Annotated in this window: 24 protein-coding genes and 2 pseudogenes; 20 read left to right on the forward strand and 6 right to left on the reverse strand. The window is 37.7% G+C overall.

Annotated features, from left to right (window positions below):
- Positions 1 to 43 precede the first annotated feature (43 nt).
- The 9 genes and pseudogenes from EAL49_RS06250 to EAL49_RS06290 all read left to right on the forward strand — a co-directional run bounded on the left by EAL49_RS06250 (position 44) and on the right by EAL49_RS06290 (position 7,976).
- On the forward strand, positions 44 to 1,036 hold the full coding sequence (locus EAL49_RS06250) for an adenine methyltransferase (RefSeq protein WP_120829551.1): 993 nt from the start codon (positions 44 to 46) through the stop codon (positions 1,034 to 1,036).
- The gene (locus tag EAL49_RS06255) at positions 1,023 to 1,778 is read left to right on the forward strand and encodes a R.Pab1 family restriction endonuclease (protein ID WP_120829524.1); all 756 of its coding nucleotides are present in this window, start codon (positions 1,023 to 1,025) and stop codon (positions 1,776 to 1,778) included. The genes EAL49_RS06250 and EAL49_RS06255 overlap by 14 nt, the downstream gene beginning before the upstream one ends.
- 209 nt (positions 1,779 to 1,987) lie before the next feature.
- Positions 1,988 to 3,208, forward strand: coding sequence for a peptidoglycan DD-metalloendopeptidase Csd3 (gene csd3 / locus EAL49_RS06260; protein WP_120829525.1), 1,221 nt, complete (start codon positions 1,988 to 1,990; stop codon positions 3,206 to 3,208).
- Positions 3,208 to 3,846 carry an NUDIX hydrolase gene (locus EAL49_RS06265; RefSeq protein WP_033741661.1) on the forward strand — a complete coding sequence of 213 codons (639 nt, stop codon included), beginning with the start codon at positions 3,208 to 3,210 and terminating at the stop codon, positions 3,844 to 3,846. Before csd3 ends, EAL49_RS06265 begins: the two co-directional genes overlap by 1 nt.
- A 10-nt stretch (positions 3,847 to 3,856) precedes the next feature.
- Positions 3,857 to 5,206 carry a plasminogen-binding protein PgbA gene (pgbA, locus tag EAL49_RS06270; protein WP_120829526.1) on the forward strand — a complete coding sequence of 450 codons (1,350 nt, stop codon included), beginning with the start codon at positions 3,857 to 3,859 and terminating at the stop codon, positions 5,204 to 5,206.
- 1 nt (position 5,207) lies between these two features.
- Positions 5,208 to 6,587 carry a glycolate oxidase subunit GlcD gene (gene glcD / locus EAL49_RS06275; RefSeq protein ID WP_120829527.1) on the forward strand — a complete coding sequence of 460 codons (1,380 nt, stop codon included), beginning with the start codon at positions 5,208 to 5,210 and terminating at the stop codon, positions 6,585 to 6,587.
- Between the two features lie 22 nt (positions 6,588 to 6,609).
- On the forward strand, positions 6,610 to 7,374 hold the full coding sequence (dapB, locus tag EAL49_RS06280; RefSeq protein ID WP_120829528.1) for a 4-hydroxy-tetrahydrodipicolinate reductase: 765 nt from the start codon (positions 6,610 to 6,612) through the stop codon (positions 7,372 to 7,374).
- Positions 7,349 to 7,539: pseudogene (locus EAL49_RS08475) on the forward strand (hypothetical protein). Before dapB ends, EAL49_RS08475 begins: the two are co-directional and overlap by 26 nt.
- 264 nt (positions 7,540 to 7,803) lie before the next feature.
- Positions 7,804 to 7,976: pseudogene (locus EAL49_RS06290) on the forward strand (urease-enhancing factor).
- A gap of 356 nt (positions 7,977 to 8,332) precedes the next feature.
- Here the strand turns inward: EAL49_RS06290 and glnA are convergent.
- Entirely contained in the window at positions 8,333 to 9,778 is a 1,446-nt protein-coding gene (glnA, locus tag EAL49_RS06295; protein WP_120829530.1) for a type I glutamate--ammonia ligase, read from the reverse strand.
- 242 nt (positions 9,779 to 10,020) lie between these two features.
- Here glnA and EAL49_RS06300 point away from each other — a divergent pair, with 242 nt between their 5' ends.
- From EAL49_RS06300 to csd6, 6 genes are all read left to right on the forward strand, one after another.
- Positions 10,021 to 10,230: a hypothetical protein gene (locus EAL49_RS06300; RefSeq protein WP_000739617.1), complete on the forward strand. Its 210-nt coding sequence runs from the start codon at positions 10,021 to 10,023 to the stop codon at positions 10,228 to 10,230.
- Positions 10,231 to 10,679: 449 nt separating this feature from the next.
- On the forward strand, positions 10,680 to 11,129 hold the full coding sequence (rplI, locus tag EAL49_RS06305) for a 50S ribosomal protein L9 (RefSeq protein WP_000866287.1): 450 nt from the start codon (positions 10,680 to 10,682) through the stop codon (positions 11,127 to 11,129).
- A 3-nt stretch (positions 11,130 to 11,132) separates the two neighbouring features.
- Positions 11,133 to 11,675: an ATP-dependent protease subunit HslV gene (gene hslV / locus EAL49_RS06310; RefSeq protein ID WP_000461052.1), complete on the forward strand. Its 543-nt coding sequence runs from the start codon at positions 11,133 to 11,135 to the stop codon at positions 11,673 to 11,675.
- Positions 11,675 to 13,006 carry an ATP-dependent protease ATPase subunit HslU gene (hslU, locus tag EAL49_RS06315; protein WP_120829531.1) on the forward strand — a complete coding sequence of 444 codons (1,332 nt, stop codon included), beginning with the start codon at positions 11,675 to 11,677 and terminating at the stop codon, positions 13,004 to 13,006. The genes hslV and hslU overlap by 1 nt, the downstream gene beginning before the upstream one ends.
- A complete protein-coding gene (gene era, locus EAL49_RS06320) occupies positions 13,006 to 13,911 on the forward strand; it encodes a GTPase Era (RefSeq protein WP_162973125.1) in 906 nt (301 codons plus the stop codon). The genes hslU and era overlap by 1 nt, the downstream gene beginning before the upstream one ends.
- Positions 13,908 to 14,900 carry a cell shape-determining L,D-carboxypeptidase Csd6 gene (gene csd6, locus EAL49_RS06325; RefSeq protein WP_120829533.1) on the forward strand — a complete coding sequence of 331 codons (993 nt, stop codon included), beginning with the start codon at positions 13,908 to 13,910 and terminating at the stop codon, positions 14,898 to 14,900. The genes era and csd6 overlap by 4 nt, the downstream gene beginning before the upstream one ends.
- Positions 14,901 to 14,988: 88 nt before the next feature.
- Here csd6 and EAL49_RS06330 read toward each other — a convergent pair whose 3' ends face one another.
- The 3 genes from EAL49_RS06330 to rho are packed head-to-tail and all read right to left on the reverse strand — an operon-like array spanning position 14,989 to position 17,977.
- Positions 14,989 to 15,843, reverse strand: coding sequence for an SEL1-like repeat protein (locus EAL49_RS06330; RefSeq protein ID WP_120829534.1), 855 nt, complete (start codon positions 15,841 to 15,843; stop codon positions 14,989 to 14,991).
- Between the two features lie 11 nt (positions 15,844 to 15,854).
- Complete coding sequence (murI, locus tag EAL49_RS06335) at positions 15,855 to 16,622, reverse strand: glutamate racemase (RefSeq protein ID WP_120829535.1); 768 nt, start codon at positions 16,620 to 16,622, stop codon at positions 15,855 to 15,857.
- Positions 16,623 to 16,660: 38 nt separating this feature from the next.
- Positions 16,661 to 17,977 (reverse strand): transcription termination factor Rho, encoded by a 1,317-nt coding sequence (gene rho / locus EAL49_RS06340; protein WP_001004709.1) that lies wholly within the window; start codon positions 17,975 to 17,977, stop codon positions 16,661 to 16,663.
- A 265-nt stretch (positions 17,978 to 18,242) separates the two neighbouring features.
- On the opposite strand from rho, the gene rpmE reads away from it, so the two are divergent.
- The 5 genes from rpmE to EAL49_RS06365 are packed head-to-tail and all read left to right on the forward strand — an operon-like array spanning position 18,243 to position 21,826.
- The gene (gene rpmE / locus EAL49_RS06345; RefSeq protein WP_000715278.1) at positions 18,243 to 18,446 is read left to right on the forward strand and encodes a 50S ribosomal protein L31; all 204 of its coding nucleotides are present in this window, start codon (positions 18,243 to 18,245) and stop codon (positions 18,444 to 18,446) included.
- 24 nt (positions 18,447 to 18,470) lie between these two features.
- On the forward strand, positions 18,471 to 19,334 hold the full coding sequence (rsmI, locus tag EAL49_RS06350) for a 16S rRNA (cytidine(1402)-2'-O)-methyltransferase (protein WP_120829536.1): 864 nt from the start codon (positions 18,471 to 18,473) through the stop codon (positions 19,332 to 19,334).
- Positions 19,335 to 19,346: 12 nt separating this feature from the next.
- Positions 19,347 to 20,030 carry a 23S rRNA (guanosine(2251)-2'-O)-methyltransferase RlmB gene (gene rlmB, locus EAL49_RS06355; protein WP_120829537.1) on the forward strand — a complete coding sequence of 228 codons (684 nt, stop codon included), beginning with the start codon at positions 19,347 to 19,349 and terminating at the stop codon, positions 20,028 to 20,030.
- Positions 20,031 to 20,042: 12 nt separating this feature from the next.
- A complete protein-coding gene (locus EAL49_RS06360) occupies positions 20,043 to 21,008 on the forward strand; it encodes a sialidase (RefSeq protein ID WP_120829538.1) in 966 nt (321 codons plus the stop codon).
- Positions 21,005 to 21,826, forward strand: a complete 822-nt coding sequence (locus EAL49_RS06365) for a hypothetical protein (RefSeq protein WP_120829539.1) — start codon at positions 21,005 to 21,007, stop codon at positions 21,824 to 21,826. Before EAL49_RS06360 ends, EAL49_RS06365 begins: the two co-directional genes overlap by 4 nt.
- 67 nt (positions 21,827 to 21,893) lie before the next feature.
- On the opposite strand, the gene EAL49_RS06370 is transcribed toward EAL49_RS06365, so the two are convergent.
- Both EAL49_RS06370 and accA read right to left on the reverse strand, forming a co-directional pair.
- Positions 21,894 to 22,121: a hypothetical protein gene (locus EAL49_RS06370; protein WP_120829552.1), complete on the reverse strand. Its 228-nt coding sequence runs from the start codon at positions 22,119 to 22,121 to the stop codon at positions 21,894 to 21,896.
- A 599-nt stretch (positions 22,122 to 22,720) separates the two neighbouring features.
- Positions 22,721 to 23,659 carry an acetyl-CoA carboxylase carboxyl transferase subunit alpha gene (gene accA / locus EAL49_RS06375; RefSeq protein WP_001029408.1) on the reverse strand — a complete coding sequence of 313 codons (939 nt, stop codon included), beginning with the start codon at positions 23,657 to 23,659 and terminating at the stop codon, positions 22,721 to 22,723.
- Positions 23,660 to 23,674 lie beyond the last annotated feature (15 nt).

The raw sequence follows: 23,674 nt of genomic DNA on the forward strand, positions 1-23,674 counted from the left end.
GATTTTGATTAGAACCCCTAAACATTTAACCAAGCAAGAGAGCGTGAATTTAGGGGCTTACTACACGCCCCCTTATTTAGTGGATTATGCTTACAAGCTTTTAAAAAAGCATGTTGGTATTGAAAACTACACACTTTTAGACACCGCCTGTGGCAATAAAGAGTTTTTAAAACTCCACCACCCTAAAAAAATAGGAGCGGATATTGACCCTAAGTGTGGTGCTTTAATGATAAACGCTTTAGCCAATCCTAGAAGAGAAAATTATGGCGTTAGCCAAGATGAGCCTTTAATCATTGTGGGCAATCCTCCCTATAACGATAGAACCTCCTTTATCAAACAAGATATTAAAAATAAAGATTTCATTTTTGAAATAGACAACGATTTGAAATCTAGGGATTTAGGGATAAGTTTTTTAAAATCTTTCGCAATTTTAAAGCCGGCGTTTATTTGCGTGTTACACCCTTTATCTTACCTCATCAAAGAAGCCAATTTTAAACAATTAAAGCTATTTAAGGATCATTACAGGCTTTTAGACGCTTTGGTTGTTTCTTCTAAATCTTTCACTAAAAGTAACGAATTTCCTATTGTGATAGCTTTATATGAGCGAGGGCGAATGGACTATGCAGATATTAGGCGTTTTATTTTTCCAACTGATTGCGATACGACGCTATGCTTAAACGATTTTGACTATATAGTTAACTATGTGGATAAATACCCTAACGCTAAAAAGGTTGGGGCATGCGTAGGCTATTTTTTCCCTATGCGAGACATTAATGCTCTCAAACGCAACAAAACTTTTTTAAACGCGCCAAGTGCTAATGCGGTGTATATCAGTCAAGACAAATTGATTTATTACCAATATATCCATTATTTTAAGGAAATCGCTCCTAAAATCCCTTATTATTTTGGTAATTTGGATATTATTATTGATCATTTCGCTTTTTTAGAAATTAAAGACGCTTTTTTAAAAGATAAAAGAGCGCGTTTAGAATATTTTAAAAAATTGTTTCAAGGACACCCTTGTGAGTTTGATTAAGATTGATGATGATAAAAAAGCGATTGAGGTTTCTATTCCTTTAACTTCAATTTCAGGCAAAGTGCGTGTGAAAATCAGACATGCCTTTAGCGATTATGGTATTTCAACAGCGACTAGAAAAATCCCTTTTAGTTTAAAACATTATGTAGAGTGGCAAATCGGTTATGATGTCCCCATTAAAGATAAAGAAAAATTTGAGCTCACTACCCTAAAAGATGAAAAATATCATTTTTTAGGGGCTAATAATAAAATAAAAACCCTTTATGAATTGAGCGAAATGATTTATTACGCTAAGCAATTAAATTTAATCAGTTTAGAAAATTTAGAAAATACTTTAAAATATTTAGAAAAACAAAAACAATTTATAGAAGATAATTTTATGATTACAAGAGAAAGATTTAGATCGCATCAATTTGGTGGCATGGATTTTGAACTTTCACGCATTTCTTATCCTTTGCTCATTCATTCTTTTAATGATAATCAATTGAGCGAAATCGTTATTAGAGAGCAACAATATGGCTCTAAAACCCAAGCCATGCTGTATTTTTGCTTTTCTATTTTGGAATTAAAAACCGCTACCCCCTTATTAAATAGAACGGCTGCACTCAAAGAACATGCCCTTTTAACTATCCATAAAACCAACGCTCTTATGTTTTTAGAAATGCTTAAAATTTTTGGACTTTTAAGCCAAGCGCACCATAGCGATGTGTTAAAGATTTTAGAAAAAATACTTCAAAATTAACAATGATACGAATTGTTAGAAAGGGAATATCCAACGCTATAAAGGTCTAGGCGGGATAAAACCATTTATGAGAAACCACCATGCATCAATAAAACGCGCTTCATAAAGCTATAAAAACAAGGTTAGGCTTTAAACTTGTATCGTTTTTCTTTAATGGCTTATGTTATACTAATAAAATATAGATTTGATTGAAGGCATTAAACGACTGCATGGTATTTTTTCATAAGAAAATTATTTTAAATTTTATCTATTCTTTAATGGTTGCTTTTTTATTCCATTTATCCTATGGGGTTCTTTTAAAAGCCGATGAAATGGCTAAAAAGCAAACTTTATTGGTGGGTGAAAGGCTTGTGTGGGATAAGCTCACGCTGTTAGGGTTTTTAGAAAAAAACCATATCCCCCAAAAACTCTACTACAACCTGAGCTCTCAAGATAAAGAATTGAGCGCTGAAATCCAAAGCAATGTTACCTACTACACCTTAAGAGATGCTAACAACACGCTCATTCAAGCCCTTATCCCTATAAGCCAGGATTTGCAAATCCATATTTACAAAAAAGGGGAGGATTATTTTTTAGATTTTATCCCCATTATCTTCACTCGTAAAGAAAAAACTTTGCTTCTTTCTTTACAAACTTCGCCCTATCAAGATATTGTCAAAGCCACCAATGACCCCCTTTTAGCCAACCAATTGATGAACGCGTATAAAAAAAGCGTGCCTTTTAAACGCCTGGCAAAAAACGATAAAATCGCTATCGTTTATACAAGAGATTATCGTGTGGGGCAAGTGTTTGGCCAGCCGACTATCAAAATGGCAATGGTTAGCTCTCGCTCTAACCAATACTATCTCTTTTCCCATTCAAACGGGCGTTATTACGATTCAAAAGCACAAGAAGTGGCAGGGTTTTTACTAGAAACCCCGGTGAAATACACCCGCATTTCTTCGCCTTTTTCTTATGGGAGATTCCATCCTGTCTTAAAAGTCAAACGGCCTCATTACGGCGTGGATTATGCGGCTAAACATGGCAGTTTGATCCATTCTGCTTCAGATGGTCGTGTGGGTTTTATAGGGGTTAAGGTGGGGTATGGGAAAGTGGTTGAAATCCATTTGAATGAATTGCGCTTGGTGTATGCTCACATGAGTGCGTTCGCTAAGGGGTTGAAAAAAGGATCGTTCGTTAAAAAAGGGCAAATCATAGGCAGAGTGGGAAGCACCGGTTTAAGCACCGGGCCGCATTTGCATTTTGGCGTGTATAAAAACTCCCGCCCGATTAATCCTTTAGGCTATATCCGCACCGCTAAAAGCAAATTGCATGGCAAGCAAAGAGAGATTTTTTTAGAAAAAGCTCAGCATTCTAAGCAAAAATTAGAAGAACTTTTTAAAACCCATTCCTTTGAAAAAAATTCATTTTATCTTTTAGAGGGTTTTTAATGTCTTATTTTAAGAATGCTTTCAATCAAAAATCTTTAATAGATGATTCTAGTGTGTATTTAGAGCCTTGTTCTAGCTCTAATTTCATAGAATTAAAACGCATGCATTATAATGAAGAGAATACTAAGAAAACATGGGATATTATTAAGTCTTTAGACAGCGTGGCGGTTTTACTCTATGAAAAAGAATCCGATTGCTTTGTGATTGTGAAACAATTCCGCCCAGCCATTTATGCACGCCATTTTCATTTTAAGCGCGATCAAGATCAAAATATTGACGGATACACTTATGAATTGTGTGCGGGGCTTGTGGATAAAGCTAATAAGAGTTTAGAAGAAATCGCTTGCGAAGAAGCGCTAGAAGAATGCGGTTATCAAATTAGCCCCAAAAATTTAGAAACCATAGGCCAATTTTATAGCGCGACCGGGTTGAGTGGGAGTTTGCAAACGCTCTATTACGCTGAAGTGTGCGCGGATTTGAAAGTTTCAAAGGGTGGGGGGATTGATACAGAAAAGATTGAAGTGCTGTTTTTAGAGCGATCAAAAGCTCTTGATTTTATAATGGATTTTCAATACGCTAAAACCACCGGATTGTCTTTAGCCATTTTATGGCATTTAAAAAAATTTAAAAATGTTTAAAAGGAATTGTATGTTAAGGCTTTTGATAGGACTTCTTCTAATGAGTTTTATAAGCTTGCAATCAGCCTCTTGGCAAGAACCCTTAAGAGTGAGTATAGAATTTGTGGATTTGCCTAAAAAAATCATTCGTTTTCCGGCTCATGATTTGCAAGTGGGGGAGTTTGGTTTTGTCGTTACTAAACTTTCAGATTATGAAATCGTTAATTCTGAAGTGGTCATTATTGCCGTTGAAAATGGCGTCGCAACGGCTAAATTCAGAGCGTTTGAGTCTATGAAACAAAGGCATTTACCCACTCCAAGAATGGTCGCTAGAAAGGGGGATTTAGTCTATTTTAGGCAATTCAACAACCAAGCGTTTTTAATCGCTCCTAATGATGAACTCTATGAGCAAATCAGAGCGACTAACACCGATATTAATTTTATTAGTTCTGATTTGTTGGTTACTTTTTTGAATGGGTTTGACCCAAAAATCGCTAATTTAAGGAAAGCGTGCAATGTTTATAGCGTGGGGGTGATTTATATTGTAACCACGAACACGCTCAATATTTTAAGCTGTGAGAGTTTTGAAATTTTAGAAAAAAGAGAGCTGGATACAAGCGGCGTTACTAAAACTTCTACGCCGTTTTTTTCTAGGGTTGAGGGCATTGATGCAGGCACGCTAGGGAAACTTTTTTCAGGCAGTCAGTCTAAAAATTACTTCGCTTACTATGACGCTTTAGTGAAAAAAGAAAAACGCAAAGAAGTGAGGATTAAAAAGCAAGAAAGAAGGATTGATTCTAGAGAAATTAAACGAGAAATCAAGCAAGAAGCCATTAAAGAGCCTAAAAAAGCCAATCAAGGTGCAGAAAACGCTCCCACTTTAGAAGAGAAAAACTACCAAAAAGCAGAGCGCAAACTTGATTCTAAAGAAGAAAGGCGCTATTTAAGAGATGAAAGGAAAAAAGCCAAAGCCACCAAAAAGGCTATGGAATTTGAAGAAAGAGAAAAAGAGCATGATGAAAGAGACGAAAAAGAGACTGAAGGAAGAAGAAAGGCTTTAGAAATGGATAAAGGCAATGAAAAAATCAATGCCAAAGAAAATGAGCAAAAAATCAAGCAAGAAGCCATTAAAGAGCCAGATAATGGAAATAACGCCACCCAACAAGGCGAAAAACAAAACGCTCCTAAAGAGAACAACGCTTCTAAAGAAGAGAAAAAACCAAATTCTAAAGAAGAAAAACGCCGCTTGAAAGAAGAAAGGAAAAAAGCCAAAGCCGAACAAAGAGCGAGAGAATTTGAACAAAGAGCGAGAGAGCATCAAGAAAGAGATGAAAAAGAGCTTGAAGAGCGAAGAAAGGCGCTAGAAGCGGGTAAAAAATAACATGTTAGACCAACAACACATCCAATATTTTAAAAACTTGGTAGGGGGAGAGGATTTTTTCACCGATTTAGCGCATTTGAACGCTTATTGCTATGACGCTACTAAAGAAAGACATTTGCCTAGCGGCGTGATTTTCCCTAAAAACGAGCAAGAAATCAGCCAGATTTTAAAATATTGCAACGAGCACCGCATCATCGTTGTGCCTAGGGGGGCTGGGAGCGGTTTTACAGGGGGGGCGTTGAGCGTGAGCGGGGGGCTAGTTTTAAGCGTAGAAAAGCATTTGGATAAGATTTTAGAGATTGACACTAAAAATTTAATCGCTAGAGTCGAGCCGGGCGTGATTAACAAGCATTTCCAAAACGAAGTGGAAAAATTGAATCTCTTCTACCCCCCAGATCCAGCGAGTGAAAATCAAAGCACTTTGGGGGGGAATGTCGCTGAAAATGCCGGTGGCATGCGCGCGGCTAAATACGGCATCACTAAAGACTATGTCATGGCTTTAAGGGTGGTTTTAGCGAATGGTGAAATCATAAGGGCAGGCAAAAAAACGATCAAAGATGTCGCCGGTTTTAATGTTGCAGGGCTGATGATCGCTAGTGAGGGGTGTTTGGGCGTGATTTCTGAGATCACTTTAAAGCTTTTAGCCAAACCGCCCCTAAAACAAAGCGCGATGGGGGTTTTTAACCATATTGAAGACGCCATGAACGCCGTTTATAAGACAATGAGCAGCGGCGTTACACCTGTGGCGATGGAATTTTTGGATAATTTGAGCATCAAGGCGGTTGAAGAACGATTCTCTAAAGGCTTACCCAAAGACGCTGGAGCGATACTCATCACTCAAGTGGATGGCGTGGTTAAAGAGCAGATTGCATGGCAACTCAATGAGATAGAAAAGCATTTCAAAGCCAATAGTTGCGTGGATTTTAAGGCCGCTCAAAACGAACAAGAAGAGCAGGATTTATGGTTTTCAAGGCGTAACGCTTCTCAAAGTATTAGCGTTTATGGTAAAAAGAAATTGAATGAAGACGTAACCGTTCCTAGGGCAAGTTTGCCGAGTTTGTTGCAAGAAGTCGCTAAAATAAGCCAAAAATACGGCTTTAAAATCCCTTGTTTTGGGCATACGGGCGATGGCAATGTGCATGTGAATATCATGCTAGAAGATCCTAAAAGGGATTTAGAAAAAGGGCATAAGGCTATGGAAGAGATTTTTCAGGCTGCTATTAGTTTGGAGGGGACTTTAAGCGGGGAGCATGGCATAGGCTTGTCTAAAGCCAAATTCATGCCTTTAGCGTTCAATCATAGTGAAATGGAGCTTTTTAGGAATATTAAAAAAGCCCTTGATCCTAATAATATTTTAAACCCTTTTAAAATGGGGTTGTAAGATTTAAAAGCAAGGAAAGTGCATGAAAATCGGTGTTTATGGAGCGAGCGGTCGTATAGGGAAACTGCTCTTAGAAGAATTAAAAGGGGGGTATAAGGGATTAGCGCTATCTAGCGTGTTTGTCAGGCAAAAATGCGAAACGGATTTCAGTTCTTTTTCACACGCCCCTTTAGTAACCAATGATTTAAAAGCGTTTGTGAGGGCATGCGAATGCGTGATTGATTTTTCTTTACCTAAAGGCGTGGATCATTTGCTAGAGGCTCTTTTAGAATGCCCTAAAATTTTAGTTTCTGGCACGACCGGTTTAGAAACAGAAACGCTAGAAAAAATGCAACAATTAGCCTTAAAAGCACCGCTTTTGCATGCACACAACATGTCTATTGGGATTGTGATGCTCAATCAATTAGCCTTTTTAGCTTCTTTGAAATTAAAAGATGCAGATATTGAAATTGTAGAAACGCACCACAATCTTAAAAAAGACGCCCCGAGCGGCACTGCATTGAGTTTGTATCAAACTTGCGCTAAGGCTAGGGGGTATGATGAAAAAAACGCTCTTATCACTCATAGAGAGGGTTTGCGCTCTAAAGAAAGCATTGGTATAGCCGCTTTAAGGGGGGGCGATGTCGCTGGGAAGCACACGATAGGGTTTTATTTAGAAGGCGAATACATAGAGCTTAGCCACACAGCGACTAACCGATCTATTTTTGCTAAAGGGGCTTTAGAAGTGGCGCTATGGCTTAAGGATAAAGCCGCTAAAAAATATGAAATCAGCGAAATGTTTGGTTGAATGTTTGAACTCTTTTTGTATAGATGACTCACGCTTCTATAATGAAATACCGCCCTTTATTAGCCTTATTAAAGGGCTTTTACTGCTATAAGGGATGTTGCTGACAATCAAGCTGTATTGGAAAGGTTTGTTTTTTTAAGGATTGATCTTGTCTTGTGCGGTTAATAACACAAGGTGGGTGTAACAAGACCTACTATAATTCTAATTCAAGAAGCCTAACCAAAATAAAAGGAGAAATTTCAGTTAGGGCTTTATTATAGCAAAAATTATCAAGGATTACAAAGGGTAGCGTTTCTGGTTGGGATTTAGAGTGCTATTTTAGTTGCTTTGAGTTCCATTTACTTTTTTTTCATAATAAATCTTAATTATCATAAACGCATGATTAAAGTATTTAAGTTATTAAAAAATTTTAGAACAAAAGGATATAAAATGAAAACCATTAGAAATAGCGTGTTCATTGGATCTTCTTTACTCGGCGGTTGCGCTAGTGTTGAGACTTATTTTGACGCTTTGCGTGTCGCTTGCATTAAAGACGCTTGTTTGTAGAGAAAGAAGTGTGCTACACGCCCAAAGATTTTAGTAGCCCTTACCACACTGACTAAACCGGCACTGGGTTTTAGGTGGGTTTCTTAAAAGATAAAAAATACTAAAAGCATTTTTATAATTAAGAATTAAAGAGCTTGATACCAAGTCAGGTGGTATCTTCTTAAGCGGTCTTGGGTTTTTAGGGGTGTTATTTTAGATACCCTCTGTTCCCTTAAAGAAAATAAATTTCTACCATAAAATAAAATCTTAAATTAAGGCGACTAAAACCCCACTTTTAAAAAATTAAAAAGCGTTAAGTAAGACTTATCCAAAAAGCAAAGAAAATCAATTTTTCCAACCACTCTTTTTAAAAATAAGGTATTTTTTCCTTATTCTAAACTTTTAGAGCGAGATTATTAACCCACTCATTGTTTTAGCATGAATAAGTGGTGATAAATTCAAAGGGATGGGGCTTGCTCTCCCATGGGAACACTTCAGCGTTGAATTTAAGAGACTGATAAGCTTGAATAAATTCTTCGCTAAAGACCTGACCTTCTTTCAAATACTGCTTATCGGCTAGCATTTCTTCTAACGATCGCCTTAAAGTGTGGGGCATTTGTTTGATACCTTTTTCCCTAATTTCATCTAAAGTCAATTTGAAAAGGTTGATATCCATCGCTTCGCCGGGATCAATTTTATTTTTAACGCCATCAATGCCCGCCATTAAAATCGCTGCAAAAGCCAAGTAGGGGTTTGATGAGCTGTCAGGAAACCTGAATTCAAACCTCGCGCTGTTTTTAGAAATCCCATAAGGGATACGCACGCTCGCACTCCTGTTATTAGCCGAATAGGTCAAAATAGATGGGGCTTCATATCCCGGAATCAGGCGTTTGTAAGAATTAGTGGAAGCGTTAGTGAAAGCGGCTAACCCTCTAGCGTGGCGCAACACGCCCCCTAAAAAATGCAACGCCAACTCACTCAAGCCCTTGTAAGTTTCGCCGCTAAAAAGGTTTTCGTTATTTTTCCAAACACTCACATGGGTGTGCATCCCGCTCCCGTTATCCCCGTATAGGGGTTTTGGCATGAAAGTGGCGGTTTTCCCGTTTAAATGAGCGACCATTTTAACCACGTATTTGAGTTTTTGGACATTATCAGCGGCTTCCACTAAATCCCCAAACTTCACGCCCACTTCGCCTTGCGCTTGCGCGACTTCATGATGGACGACAAAAGTTTCTAACCCCACTTGGTTTAAAACTTTCACAATTTCAGTGCGAATATCCATCATCGTATCCGTTGGCGGCACAGGCATATAGCCCCCTTGCTTGCCCGGTCTATGCCCAAAATTCACGCCATTTTCAAAACTCTTATCCCGATTCCATTCGCCCTCTTCGCTATCCACTTCGTAGTATTGGGAATTGGAAGCGTCTTTAATCTTAATGGAATCAAAGATGAAAAATTCGCTCTCTGCGCCAAAATAAGCCACATCGCCCAAACCCGAATCTTTTAAATGCTGTAAGGCTTTTTTAGCGATACTTCTGGGGCATTTTTCGTAAGGCTGGTTTTTATACACATCATACACATCGCAAAACACGACCACGCTCACATCCGCGCTAAAAGGATCAATGAAATAACGCACCAAGTCGGGGGTTAAAATCATATCGGAGTGTTCAATGCCTTGCCAGCCTTTAAAACAACTCGCATCAAAAGGAATCCCCTCTTTAAACATGCCATGCGTTAAAGCCCCAAAAGAATAAGCGATGTGATTCCAAGTGCCTTTAATATCACTGAATCTAAAATCCACAAATTCCACTTCATTTTCTTTGCAAAATTCAAAAAATTCTTTGATCTTGCTTTCACTATTTTGAGTTCTTACTATCATTAACCACCTTTAATTGTTATGAGTAATTGTTATGAGTTTGATTGATAGGGTGATTATAGCATTTATGGGGTAAAAAAGTAAAATTGACGCCCTAAATTTTTAGAGACTAAAAACCACCTTTTTTAAAATTTTGGCATTCTGTTTTCTTTTTTTGTGGTAATATTCGTTCGATAGCTATTAGGTATAGTTAGCCATATCCTAGAAATAGGGGTATGATTTTAAATTTCATATAAGGAAATATTATGAAAAAAAATAAAGATAACTTTACTGTTTCAGATGGCGTTTACTATGATAGATACGGCAACCCTTTAAAAGGTGGTGCTATACAAGTTTGTAGAGCCAAACATTTGAATGGTGGTCTTAAGCAGACTTTAGATCAAAATGAAGAACTTAAGAAAGCACTCTTTTATTCACTTTCTCTTCTTTCTACTATGGGTATTAGATTTCAATAAAAAAGTATCATAGTTAAACTCTTGCATCCACATGGGTGCGAGTTGGTCAAGGCAATTAGCTTTTGTAGTTAAGAAAATGCCTTTAAAGGTTTTTAAATCAATGTTTTGTTGAATATGGAGTTTTTATTTTGACTCCGCTCCAATCAAGCGTTGATAATAAAATTTAAATTAAACAATGGAGAACTTGACTTTAATTTTAATTTTAATTTTAGCCAAGCGATAACTTCTTAAAGCGTTCGTATGGTTTTAGGGGATTTTGAGAGGGGGATTATTTCAAAATACCCAACTACCCCCTTAAAGTTTTATAAAAACATCATTAAAAAGCTTAAAAACAAACTTCTTTCAAAAAAATTAAAAAAATTTTAGCGATCAATATTTGATGAGAATAGAGCCTTTTTTATTATAAAAAGAGTATAATTACAAATTACTTACAACTTAAAGGGGATATCATGAAGGTTCTATTACTAGAAGATGTGAAAAATTTAGGCAAAGCGGGTGAAGTGTGCGAGGTGAAAGATGGCTATGGGAATAATTTTTTAATCGCTAACCAAAAAGCCAAACTCGCCACTAACGAAGTGATCAACAAATACAAAGCCGAAGTTAAAAAGAAAGCGGAAAAAGAAGCCCTAGAAAAGGCGCAAAAATTGCAAATGGTAGAAACTTTACAAACCATCACGCTGACTATCCATAAAAAAGTCGGTGCGAACGGCTCTTTATTTGGAGCGATCACTAAGGAAGAGATCACAGAGCGTTTGAAAGAACAGCATGCGAGTTTAAATTTAGATAAAAAAGACATTGAGCTCAAACACCCGATTAAAAGCACAGGGATTTATGAGATTGAAGTCAAGCTTGGATTTGGGGTTGTGGGCGCGTTTAAAATTGATGTGGTGGCTGAGTAGAAAATGTTTGAAGCGACGACGATCCTAGGCTATAGAGGGGAGATGGGGGGCAAGAAGTTCGCGCTCATTGGAGGCGATGGGCAGGTAACTTTGGGTAATTGCGTAGTTAAGGCCAATGCGACAAAAATCAGAAGCTTGTATCACAACCAGGTTTTAAGCGGGTTTGCCGGGAGTACTGCGGACGCTTTTAGTTTGTTTGATATGTTTGAACGCATTTTAGAGAGCAAAAAAGGGGATTTGTTTAAAAGCGTGGTGGATTTCAGCAAAGAATGGCGCAAAGATAAGTATTTACGCCGACTGGAAGCGATGATGATCGTTTTAAATTTGGATCACATTTTCATTTTGAGCGGCACGGGCGATGTTTTAGAGGCTGAAGACAATAAGATCGCTGCTATTGGGAGTGGGGGGAATTACGCTTTAAGCGCAGCTAGGGCATTAGATCATTTCGCTCATTTAGAGCCTAGAAAACTTGTAGAAGAGTCCTTAAAAATCGCAGGGGATCTTTGCATTTACACCAACACGAATATTAAAATTTTGGAGCTTTAATGTCTAAATTGAATATGACCCCAAGAGAAATTGTCGCTTATTTGGATGAATACATCATTGGGCAAAAGGAAGCTAAAAAGTCTATCGCTATCGCTTTTAGGAATCGTTACAGGCGTTTGCAACTGGAAAAATCCTTACAAGAAGAAATCACGCCTAAAAATATTTTAATGATTGGTTCTACTGGTGTGGGTAAAACGGAAATCGCAAGAAGAATAGCAAAAATCATGGAACTCCCCTTTGTGAAAGTGGAAGCGAGCAAATACACAGAAGTGGGTTTTGTGGGGCGCGATGTGGAGTCTATGGTGAGGGATTTAGTCAATAACAGCGTGCTTTTAGTGGAAAATGAGCATAAAGAAAAATTAAAAGATAAGATTGAAGAGGCGGTTATAGAAAAAAAAGCTAAAAAAATCCTACCCCCATTGCCTAGTGGCGTGAGCGAAGAAAAAAAACAAGAATACGCCAACAGTCTTTTAAAGATGCAACAAAGAATCGCGCAAGGCGAGTTGGATAGTAGAGAAATTGAAATTGAAGTGCGTAAAAAAAGCATAGAGATTGATTCTAATGTGCCGCCTGAAATTTTAAGGGTTCAAGAAAACTTGATTAAAGTTTTCCATAAAGAACGGGATAAAGTCAAAAAAACTTTAAGCGTTAAAGAGGCTAAAGAAGCCCTAAAGGCAGAAATTAGCGACACGCTTTTAGATGGCGAAGCCATTAAAATGGAGGGTTTGAAGCGTGCGGAAAGTTCAGGGGTGATTTTTATTGATGAAATTGATAAGATCGCTGTAAGCTCTAAAGAAGGAAGCCGTCAAGATCCTAGTAAAGAGGGGGTTCAAAGGGATTTGTTGCCGATTGTGGAGGGGAGTGTGGTGAATACGAAGTATGGTTCTATTAAAACGGAGCATATTCTATTCATTGCAGCAGGGGCTTTTCATCTTTCTAAACCGAGTGATTTGATCCCTGAATTGCAGGGGCGTTTCCCTTTAAGGGTGGAGTTAGAGAATTTAACCGAAGAAATCATGTATATGATTTTAACCCAAACTAAAACCTCTATCATCAAGCAATACCAAGCCCTTTTAAAAGTGGAAGGCGTAGGAATTGCGTTTGAAGACGATGCGATCAAAGAGTTAGCCAAACTTTCTTATAACGCCAATCAAAAAAGCGAAGACATAGGCGCTAGAAGGTTGCACACCACCATTGAAAAAGTGTTAGAAGACATTAGCTTTGAAGCGGAGGATTATTTTGGGCAAAATGTTACTATCACTAAAGAATTGGTCCAATCAAAGTTAGAGGATTTAGTGGCTGATGAAAATTTAGTGAAGTATATTTTATAATGAAAACTAAGGCAGGCTTTGTAGCTCTCATAGGCAAACCAAACGCTGGAAAAAGCACTCTTTTAAACACTTTATTAAACGCTCGTTTAGCCCTTGTTTCGCATAAGGCTAATGCGACCAGAAAATTAATGAAATGCATCGTGCCTTTTAAAGATGAAGAAGGGTATGAGAGCCAAATCATTTTTTTAGACACACCAGGGCTCCATCATCAAGAAAAATTACTCAACCAGTGCATGCTCTCACAGGCTTTAAAGGCGATGGGCGATGCTGAATTGTGCGTTTTTTTGGCTTCTGTGCATGATGATTTGAAAGGGTATGAAGAGTTTTTAAATTTGTGCCAAAAACCCCATATCTTGGCTTTGAGTAAGATTGACACAGCCACGCATAAGCAGGTTTTACAAAAATTACAAGAGTATCAACAATACGATTCGCAATTTTTAGATCTAGTGCCTTTGAGTGCGAAAAAATCTCAAAATTTAAACACGCTTTTAGAATGCATCAGTAAGCATTTAAGCCCTAGCGCATGGCTTTTTGAAAAGGATTTGATGAGCGATGAAAAAATGCGCGATATTTATAAGGAAATCATTAGGGAGAGTTTGTTTGATTTTTTGAGCGATGAAATCCCTTATGAAAGCGATGTGATGATTGATAAATTTATAGAAGAAGAACGCATAGACAAGGTGTATGCGCATATTATCGTAGAAAAAGAAAGCCAAAAAAAAATCGTGATAGGCAAAAACGGGGTGAATATCAAACGCATCGGGACTAGCGCTAGATTGAAAATGCAAGAAGTGGGCGAAAAAAAGGTTTTTTTAAACTTGCAAGTGATCGCTCAAAAATCATGGAGTAAGGAAGAAAAGAGCTTGCAAAAACTGGGTTATATCTATCAAAGGAATAGAGATTGAAAAAAATATTACCGGCTCTGTTAATGGGGTTTGTGGGATTGAATGCTAGTGATCGTTTGTTAGAAATCATGCGCCTTTATCAAAAACAAGGCTTGGAAGTTGTGGGTCAAAAGCTGGATTCTTATTTAGCGGATAAATCTTTTTGGCTAGAAGAGCTTCAAAATAAGGATACGGATTTTGGCTATTATCAAAACAAGCAGTTTTTATTTGTCGCTGATAAGTCTAAACCCAATCTAGAATTTTATGAAATCAATGACAACATGCTTAAAAAAATCAACAGCTCTAAAGCCCTCGTAGGCTCTAAAAAGGGCGATAAAACTTTAGAGGGCGATTTGGCCACGCCTATTGGAGTGTATCGTATCACGCAGAAATTAGAGCGTTTGGATCAATATTATGGCGTTTTGGCTTTTGTAACGAATTACCCTAATTTGTATGACACCTTGAAAAAACGCACTGGGCATGGCATTTGGGTGCATGGAATGCCTTTAAATGGCGATAGGAATGAATTGAACACCAAAGGTTGCATTGCGATTGAAAACCAACTTTTAAGCTCTTATGATAAAGTATTGAAAGGCGAAAAAGCGTTTCTTATTACTTATGAAGACAAGTTTTTCCCTAGCACCAAAGAAGAATTGAGCATGATTTTAAGCGCCCTTTTTCAATGGAAAGACGCTTGGGCTAAAGGCGATTTTGAACGCTACATGGGTTTTTATAACCCCAATTTCACTCGCTATGACGGCATGAAATTCAACGCTTTTAAAGAGTATAAAAAAAGGGTGTTTGCAAAAAACGAAAAAAAGAATATCGCTTTTTCCTCTATCAATGTGATCCCTTACCCCAACTCTCAAAACAAACGCTTGTTTTATGTGGTGTTTGACCAAGATTACAAAGCCTACCAGCAAAACAAACTCTCTTATAGATCCAATTCTCAAAAAGAACTCTATATAGAGATTGAAAACAATCAAGTGTCTATTATAATGGAAAAATAAGAAAAATAAGGCTCTGTTTTAATGAGGGTAATCTAAGCGGATTTTTCTAACCCATTCAAAGTCAAGCCTAATACAAGTTTGATTAAAACTACAGAGCTTCCATAGCTTTTTCGTAGCCAAATTCTGCGGATTTTTGTAGGAATTTTTTAGCCCTATTTTTTTGTTTTCTAACGCCAAGCCCTTCTTTATAAGCGATTCCAATTCTATAAAGGATCTCCCCCATTTGTTGTTTGAGTAAAATAATATTGCTTGAAATTTCAGCAATGTCTTCCCAAAGAAGTGTCCTATCTTTGATTTGAGTGGATTTCTTAACAAGTATTCCAAACTTCTTTCCAAATTTTATAGGATTCGCGCTCAAACCTGAAAGATCAATGAATCGCGATCCAATAAGCATACTAGTGAACGCAAGGTTTGGTAATCTAAAATTGTTAGCAAAATAATTTGTGCTTTTATTAGAAAATATGCGAACCACATACCTGTAAGTCTTAAGCGCTTGTTTCAAATCCTTTTTCATCCCTAAACCTTCTGCTTGCATGCGTCCTAAAATTAAAGCGCCCCCTAGCATGCCACTCCCATACCCTTTGATAGCGTTTTGTGCATAGAATTGCACTTTTTTGTAATCCACTTTCACGCCCTTTCCCTCCAAATACATTTTGGCTAAATAAACGCTGCCAAGCCCAATGCTGTATTCTTGCGCCAATTTAAAATCTTTAAAGGCTTGTTTGTATTGGCCTTGATTAAAATGGTCTAAACCATTTTCAAAATAATATGTCTTATGATTTCGTGCAATTTCATCCCACTGATTTCGCGCCCTTTCATCCCAATCATCACTTATGCTAATATATTCATCAGCTATACAAAGTGAAAACGGCAACAATAAAACTAGTAAAAGCAATAAAGGCTTTAAAAAAGAGAGAGTGGTGCGATAAAAATCTTTAAACATTCTAGATCCTTTTACAATTTGAGCCATTCCTTAGCTTGTTTTTCTAGCCAGATCACATCGCCGCTCGCATGAAATTCCACTTTAGGGAATGCGTGTGCATTTTTCTTAAGGGCGTATTTTTGCTGCAAATATCCCACAATAGCATCGCCCGAATGGATGAGTAGGGGGGGCGTTGAAAGGGCAAAATGCTCCATAAAATAGCCCTCAATTTTTTGAGCGATCAAGGGAAAATGCGTGCAACCTAAAATGATCACTTCAGGTAAAATCTTTAAGGGAGTGAAATAATAACGCATGCAAGTCTCTAACAATTCGCCCTCTAAAATATTTTCTTCAATCAAAGGCACAAAAAGAGAAGTGGCTAAATGCGAAACATTCAAATAGCCTTGTTGTTTCAGGGCGTTGTCATAAGCGTTAGATTGAATCGTCGCTTTTGTCCCTAGCACTAAAATAGGGGCGTTTTTATCTTTTACTTGTTGTTTGATCGCTAAAATGCTTGGCTCAATCACGCCCACAATAGGGATTTTGGAATGCTTTTGCATCTCTTCTAAAGCCAGAGCGCTCGCTGTGTTGCATGCCACAATCAATAATTCAATCTTGTGCGGTTTGAAAAAATCCAAAGCCTCTAATCCAAATTGCTTGATCGTGGTGGGGTCTTTAGTGCCATAAGGCACTCTAGCGCTATCGCCATAATAGATGATTTCATCAAATAATTGCGCTTTTAAAAGGCTTTTTAAAACGCTAAACCCTCCCACACCGCTATCAAAAACGCCTATTTTCATGACACTTTTTTTAATTTAATGGGATTTAATGAGGATTTTTATTTTTCATTCATTAAATTTAAAAATTCTTCATTGTCCTTAGTTTGTTGCATTTTAGAATACACAAAGCTTAAGGCTTCTATGTCGTCCATTTGTTGCATCACATTCCTTAAAACCCACACTTTAGTCAAGCGGTCTTTGCCAAGCAGGATATTATCTTTTCGTGTGCCGGATTTTAAAATATCAAAGGCTGGGTAAATGCGCCTGTCCGCAATATTCCTTGCTAAAACGATTTCGCTATTCCCGGTGCCTTTAAATTCTTCAAAGATCACCTCATCCATTCTAGATCCCGTTTCAATCAACGCCGTAGCGATAATCGTCAAACTCCCGCCTTCTTCAATATTCCTTGCGGCTCCAAAAAAGCGCTTGGGCCTGTGCAAGGCGTTCGCATCTACGCCCCCACTTAAAACCTTACCGCTTGAAGGCGTTACGGCGTTATACGCTCTGGCTAAACGGGTGATAGAATCCAATAAAACCACCACATCTTTACCCATTTCCACTCGCCTTTTAGCCCTTTCTAAGACTAATTCAGCGATTCTTATGTGGTTATTGGCGGGCAAATCAAAAGTGGAGCTAAAAACTTGACCTTTAACGCTTCGTTGCATATCCGTAACTTCTTCAGGGCGCTCATCTACTAAAAGGATAATCAATTCCACTTCAGGGTGGTTAGAAGTGATGCCTTGGGCGAGTTCTTTCATCAGCTCTGTTTTCCCGGTTCTTGGTGGCGCAACGATCAAAGCCCTTTGACCTTTCCCCACAGGGCTGAATAAATCCAGCATCCTGCCGGTAACTTTAGTGGGTTCGTATTCTAATTTGATTTGTTCATCAGGGAATAGGGGGGTTAGATTGTCAAATAAAGGGCGGTTTTTAATCTCATCTGAAGGCAAGTAATTGATGGCTTCTATTTTTAAAAGGGCGTAGTATTTTTCCTGATCCTTGGGGGATCGCACTTGACCGGTAACAATATCGCCATTCCTTAAAGCAAAACGCCTGATTTGAGAAGGGCTGACATATGTGTCGTTATGCCCGTCTGAAAAACTCCCATCAAACCCTCTTAAAAAGCCATAGCCATCAGGCATGATTTCTAAAATCCCGGTAAAAAGAATGTATCCGCCCTGCGTAACTTGGGTTTTTAAAATTTCAAACATCAAGTCTTGTCGTTTAAATTCTTGGGGGTTTTCCACTTTGAGCTTGTTAGCGATTTCTAAAAGCTTTTCAGTAGGGTAGGTGCGTAAATCTTCAATGTGATAACCGCTCACTGGCGTGTGTGTTTTGACTTTGTGCGAACTTTTGTGCGTAGGCGCGTTTTCGTTCATTAAATTTCCTTTTAACAAAAAGAGGTTTCTAGTTTGTTGCAATTAAGATAAAAATACAAAAAGCTAAAGCATTCTTTAAAAAATTAGTGTAACCAAAAGATGCTAATAAGTGGCCCATGCCACAAGTGTTGAATTTCGTAATGCTTTGCTATGCTATCATAATTTTTTTAACAAAGTCAAATTTCATTTTAACTTTAGAGTGGTTTTAATTTGTTGTTACTTGTGCTATAATTTTAAGTTTAAATTTAAAAATAAAGGATACTTGATGAAAAAAGGCATTCACCCCGAATATATCCCATGCAAAGTTACTTGTGTAACTAGCGGGAAAGAAATTGAAGTTTTAAGCACCAAACCTGAAATGCGTATTGATATTTCTAGCTTTTGCCACCCTTTCTATACCGGTAGCGATAAGATCGCTGACACTGCAGGGAGAGTAGAGAAATTCAAGCAACGCTACAACTTGAAGTAACTCTTTTAAAAAGCGTGGCTTTTTGTGCTGTATTTTTTGCCCACTCCTATAGGTAATCTCGCTGACATCACGCTACGCGCCTTAGAAGTTTTAGAGCGTTGCGAGGTTTTTTTATGCGAGGATACAAGGGTGAGTAAGAGGTTGTTGCACTTGCTCGCACAAAACCCTATTATTAGCCATTCTTTCCCTAATATCGCTACTAAAAAAAGGGAGTTTATCGCCTTCCATTCACACAACGATCAGGAATTTTTAAACCAAATAGAGCTTTCTTTTTTTGACAAAGAAATCGCTGTGATGAGCGATGCGGGCATGCCAAGCTTGAGCGATCCAGGCATGAGTTTAGCCGCTTACGCTTTAAAACATAACATTCAATACGATGTTTTGCCTGGGGCTAACGCGCTCACTACGGCGTTTTGCGCGAGCGGGTTTTTAGAAGGGCGGTTTTTTTATGCTGGCTTTTTACCTCATAAGAGTAAGGAAAGGCGCTTAAAAATCGCTAAAATTTTAAACGCTTTGGCGTATTTAGAAGAAAAAACCCCGGTGGTTTTTTATGAAAGCCCTCACCGATTGTTGGAGACTTTAAAGGATTTAAACGATTTGGCTCAAGGCATGTGCTTGTTTGCGGCTAAAGAGCTTACTAAACTCCACCAGCAATATTATTTAGGAGAAATTTCTCAAATCACAGAGCGGTTGCAACAAAATAATATCCAAGGGGAGTGGGTTTTAGTGCTTTTGAATGAAAAGAAAATAGAGCCTTGCATGGGGCTATCAGCGTTATTGGAGTTGGATTTGCCTCCTAAAATTAAGGCTAAAATTGAAGCCGCTATGACACAAAAAAACGCTAAAGAGCTTTATTTCCAGCGTTTGTTAGAAGAAAAAAATCAATAAAAGGGGTTTAGCATGCAAGCAGTGATTTATGGCAAGCAGGTGGTTATGCACATTCTAAACTCTCATCAAGAAAAATTGCAAGAAATCTATCTTTCTAAAGAAATAGACAAAAAGCTTTTTTTCGTGCTCAAAAAAGCATGCCCTAATATCATCAAAGTGGATAATAAAAAAGCGCAAAGCTTGGCTAGGGGGGGGAATCATCAAGGGGTTTTAGCTAAAGTAGAACTGCCTTTAGCTACTTCTTTAAAAGAAATTAAAAAAGCTCAAAAGCTTTTGGTGCTTTGTGGCATTACGGATGTGGGGAATATTGGGGGTATTTTTAGGAGCGCGTATTGCTTAGGAATGGATGGCGTTATTTTAGATTTTGCTAAAGAATTGGCTTATGAGGGGATTGTGCGATCCAGCTTGGGGCTTATGTATGATTTGCCCTTTAGCGTTATGCCTAACACGCTGGATTTAATCAATGAATTAAAAACGAGCGGGTTTTTATGTTTGGGCGCGAGCATGCAAGGCTCTAGCCAAGCAGGAAATCTGTCCTTAAAAAAATGCGCTCTTTTTTTGGGGAGCGAGCATGAGGGGTTGTCTAAAAAAATCCTTGCTAAAATGGATACTATATTGAGCGTAAAAATGCGAAGAGATTTTGATTCGCTCAATGTGAGTGTGGCAGCAGGGATCTTAATGGATAAAATCAACTAGGTGGTCAATTGAATGGAACAGAATAAAAAAAGTTTAGAAAATTTAGATCTTTCTGATGTTCAAAACATTTCTAAAGATATTTCTGGTGCGGCTTTGGAAGAATTATCGCTTAAAAATTTAGATAAAAATTTGCAGATTTTAAAAGAAGTTGGAGTGGCAGAAATTTGCAAAGCGACTAAAATCGCTTCTAAAAATATCCATTCTATCTTGGAAAAACGCTATGAGTCTTTATCAAGGGTGCATGCTAGGGGTTTTATACAGATTTTAGAGCGTGAGTATAAAATTGATTTGAGCGCATGGATGAAAGAATTTGATAAGGCGTGCACTTTTAAAGAGGGTGTGAGCGAAGAGCAAAATCAAGAAACAGACCCTGAAGAAAAAACAAAAAACCCTTTGAAAGTTGAGATAGATTACAGCATCAATCAGGCCAATACTTCATTATCCAAAAAATCTTCCAAATGGAAACCCTTTGTTTTGGTTTTAGGGGTGGTTGTCATTGTTTTAGTGGTCGTTATCATTCAAAACAGCTCTTCTTTAAAAGAAGAAAGAGGGCAAGAAAGCGCTATTAAATCCGGCACTAAAAAGAATTCTTTCAATAAAGCTAATCCTACAGAAGAAAACAAACCAGAGCCAACGCCTAAACTAGAAGAAAAACCAAAAGAACAAGACAAGCAAGAAAAAGAAGCGATCAAAGAAGATCCTAATACCATTTATATTATCCCTAAAAAAGATATTTGGGTAGAAGTGGTTGATTTAGATGAGAAAAAAAACTCCTTTCAAAAGGTTTTTAAAAAAAATTATCCTTTAGAAACCAAAAACCACCGCTTGTTGTTGCGTTTTGGGCATGGGCATCTTAGTCTTAAAAACAACCATCAAGAACAAGAATATAACGATGGCAAAACCAAACGATTTTTATACGAGCCAAATAAAGGCTTAACGCTCATCAATGAGGCCCAATACAAAGAACTCCAGCAATGAAAAACCTTTTTTTAGCTTTTATTGTTGGAGGAACGCTATTAAGCGCTGATGCTTTAAACGATAAGATTGAGAATTTAATGGGGGAGCGGGCTTATCAGGTGAACAAGCTTTTTTTAGAGCGTTTGTTTAAAAATCGTAAGGCTTTCTATGTAATGGGGCGTTTGGATTCCTTGAAACTGCTCAACACTCTCAAAGAAAACGGGCTTTTGTCTTTTAATTTTGACAAGCCAAGCATGTTAAAAATCACTTTCAAGGCTTCAAGCAATCCCCTAGCGTTTGCCAAAAGCATCAATAATTCTTTGAGCATGATGGGGTATTCGTATGTTTTGCCCATTAAAATGCAAAGCTCTTTGGGCGAGAATGTTTTTTCATACGAGCTTAAAACGGAATATGTTTTAGACCCTAACATTTTGATAGAGACGATGAAAAGGCATGGTTTTGATTTTGTGGATATTAGACGCATATCCTTGAAAGAGTGGGAATACGATTTTTCTTTACAAGAAGTCAAGCTCCCTAACGCGAGAGCCTTAGTTGTGAGTAGCGATCCTGTGGAGTTTAAGGAAGCGAGCGGGAAATATTGGTTGAGCGTGAATCAGAATGCGTATTTAAAAATAAGCTCTAATAACCCTTTGTGGCAACCCAAAATCATTTTTTATGATGAAAACTTAAAGATCATTCAAGTCATTGCTAAAGAAAACAGACAACAAGAAATCACTCTTAACTTGCTTGATGGCGTGCGTTTTATCCATATCACTGACGCAAAAAACCCTATCATTTTAAAAAATGGGATCAGCGTGGTTTTTGATGCGATGCCTTAAGTAGGGGTAACCCTTATCCAATTGATTGGAATATAAGAAAATACGCTTTCAGGCTTAAAAAAGAGCCTTAATAATAGCGATCCACCCAATATTTACCAAAAAAAATCTTTTGTATCACACAGCCCACCAATAGATCAGCTCCCGCTTCTATAAAAAAGACAGCCCACCAATTAATAAAACCAAACCATACAAAAAACAAATGCGCTGGTAAAGTGCCAAGCAATAGTGAAACGCCGCTCACAATAGAAATTCCAAAGCGGGTTTTAAGGATTTTACTTTTTTTGCCAAACGCCATGTCTGCTACAAATTCCCCACTAAAAGAAATCAAGTGAGAAAAAATACACGCTTGAAGATGCAAAATGCCTACCCCTATTCCTTAAAGACCAATTCCTAGAAAAGCGGCTTTTGATTTTTTCATATATAACCATGGGATTTCTTTCTTTTTTAAAATACCATTAAACCTAACTTCTGTATTGTAAAATAAGAATGCTTTCATCCAATACGCTGAGCATGATGATTGTCTTTTTATATTCAAACAAAAGGATAGAGATAGCAGATTGGTAACACAATGCTGTTTTTTATATGATGATACAAACTATGTAAAATATTCGCTTTTTTCTAAAATAATAGCAAGTAGTGAAAAATTTGGCTTTGTTCTCATTGAGCGTTGGTTATAAAAAAAATATTGCATTTTTTAAGATTGGATAGTAGAGAGTTTGATTTTATTCAAGCGGTATTTTTTAAAGCGGTCTTTAGGGGGATTTTAGTTGGGAAATTATTTCAAAATACCCCTTATCTTCTTATATCTTCTTAAGAGAATGAGTTTAAAATAAACAATTTAAAAGTTAAAGAACCAATTATCAATATTTCATTAACGCAAAGTTTTTTATAGAACTAATTCATGCCCTCCACAAACGAACCAAGCGACATCAATTTTTGATAGCGGTTGTCAAGGAAATGAGGGTCTTGTTGGATAGTCCTTAGAGCGTCTAAAAAATACTCTTTGATCGTGTTAGCCGCTGAGAATTTGTCTCTATGAGCCCCTTTGCTAGGCTCTAAAATAATATCATCAATAAGCCCCGCCTCCTTTAAGTCTCTAGGCGTGATTTTCATCGCTTTAATAGCCACTTCAGTCTTGCTAGGGTCATCCCAAAGAATCGCCGCACAACCTTCTGGGGATATAACGCTAAAAATGGAATATTCCATCATGGCCAACTTGTCAGCCACCGCAATCGCTAACGCACCACCACTGCCCCCTTCACCGATAATTACAGAAATAGTAGGGACTTTTAATGAAGCGAACTCTTGGAGGTTTTTAGCGATCGCTTCACTCTGGCCTCTTTCCTCTGCGCCAATCCCCGGATACGCTCCGGCTGTATCTACAAGCATTAGAATAGGCAAATTAAATTTTTCAGCAAACTTTGCCATTTTCAAAGCTTTACGATAGCCGCAAGGGTTAGGCATGCCAAAATTCCTTAAGAGCTTGTTTTTAGTCCCTCTGCCTTTTTCTTCTCCGATCACCACAACCGGGACATTATCAATTTTCCCTATAAAACACACAATCGCTTTATCATCGTTATAGTGCCTATCCCCAAAGACTTCATATTTATCTTTTAAGATGAGATCAATGTAATCCATAGCGTAGGGTCTGTCAGGGTGTCTTGCTAATTGGAGTTTTTGAAAATCAGTGAGATTGGAATAAATGCTTTTAACTTCCTTTTCCAATCTTTTTTCTAAGATTTCTTTAGCGTCCTCATCGCCTCTAATAAGGGCTAATTCAATTTCATTTTGAATCTCTTTAATATGATTTTCAAAATCTAAATAAATGGCCATTCAAAATCCTAACTT

It is taken from the genome of Helicobacter pylori, from assembly GCF_003637665.1.
Lineage (GTDB): Bacteria > Campylobacterota > Campylobacteria > Campylobacterales > Helicobacteraceae > Helicobacter > Helicobacter pylori_CK.

Excerpts from the sequence above, each read along its gene's own strand:
- EAL49_RS06365 (WP_120829539.1), top strand. The coding sequence starts at position 21,005 with ATGAAAAACCTTTTTTTAGCTTTTATTGTTGGAGGAACGCTATTAAGC.
- rplI (WP_000866287.1), top strand. The coding sequence starts at position 10,680 with ATGAAGGTTCTATTACTAGAAGATGTGAAAAATTTAGGCAAAGCGGGT.
- glnA (WP_120829530.1), bottom strand. The coding sequence starts at position 9,778 with ATGATAGTAAGAACTCAAAATAGTGAAAGCAAGATCAAAGAATTTTTT.
- dapB (WP_120829528.1), top strand. The coding sequence starts at position 6,610 with ATGAAAATCGGTGTTTATGGAGCGAGCGGTCGTATAGGGAAACTGCTC.
- csd3 (WP_120829525.1), top strand. The coding sequence starts at position 1,988 with ATGGTATTTTTTCATAAGAAAATTATTTTAAATTTTATCTATTCTTTA.
- EAL49_RS06300 (WP_000739617.1), top strand. The coding sequence starts at position 10,021 with ATGAAAAAAAATAAAGATAACTTTACTGTTTCAGATGGCGTTTACTAT.
- rho (WP_001004709.1), bottom strand. The coding sequence starts at position 17,977 with ATGAACGAAAACGCGCCTACGCACAAAAGTTCGCACAAAGTCAAAACA.
- rlmB (WP_120829537.1), top strand. The coding sequence starts at position 19,347 with ATGCAAGCAGTGATTTATGGCAAGCAGGTGGTTATGCACATTCTAAAC.
- EAL49_RS06370 (WP_120829552.1), bottom strand. The coding sequence starts at position 22,121 with ATGGCGTTTGGCAAAAAAAGTAAAATCCTTAAAACCCGCTTTGGAATT.
- era (WP_162973125.1), top strand. The coding sequence starts at position 13,006 with ATGAAAACTAAGGCAGGCTTTGTAGCTCTCATAGGCAAACCAAACGCT.
- hslV (WP_000461052.1), top strand. The coding sequence starts at position 11,133 with ATGTTTGAAGCGACGACGATCCTAGGCTATAGAGGGGAGATGGGGGGC.
- glcD (WP_120829527.1), top strand. The coding sequence starts at position 5,208 with ATGTTAGACCAACAACACATCCAATATTTTAAAAACTTGGTAGGGGGA.
- EAL49_RS06360 (WP_120829538.1), top strand. The coding sequence starts at position 20,043 with ATGGAACAGAATAAAAAAAGTTTAGAAAATTTAGATCTTTCTGATGTT.
- rpmE (WP_000715278.1), top strand. The coding sequence starts at position 18,243 with ATGAAAAAAGGCATTCACCCCGAATATATCCCATGCAAAGTTACTTGT.
- murI (WP_120829535.1), bottom strand. The coding sequence starts at position 16,622 with ATGAAAATAGGCGTTTTTGATAGCGGTGTGGGAGGGTTTAGCGTTTTA.
- EAL49_RS06265 (WP_033741661.1), top strand. The coding sequence starts at position 3,208 with ATGTCTTATTTTAAGAATGCTTTCAATCAAAAATCTTTAATAGATGAT.
- pgbA (WP_120829526.1), top strand. The coding sequence starts at position 3,857 with ATGTTAAGGCTTTTGATAGGACTTCTTCTAATGAGTTTTATAAGCTTG.
- EAL49_RS06330 (WP_120829534.1), bottom strand. The coding sequence starts at position 15,843 with ATGTTTAAAGATTTTTATCGCACCACTCTCTCTTTTTTAAAGCCTTTA.
- hslU (WP_120829531.1), top strand. The coding sequence starts at position 11,675 with ATGTCTAAATTGAATATGACCCCAAGAGAAATTGTCGCTTATTTGGAT.
- accA (WP_001029408.1), bottom strand. The coding sequence starts at position 23,659 with ATGGCCATTTATTTAGATTTTGAAAATCATATTAAAGAGATTCAAAAT.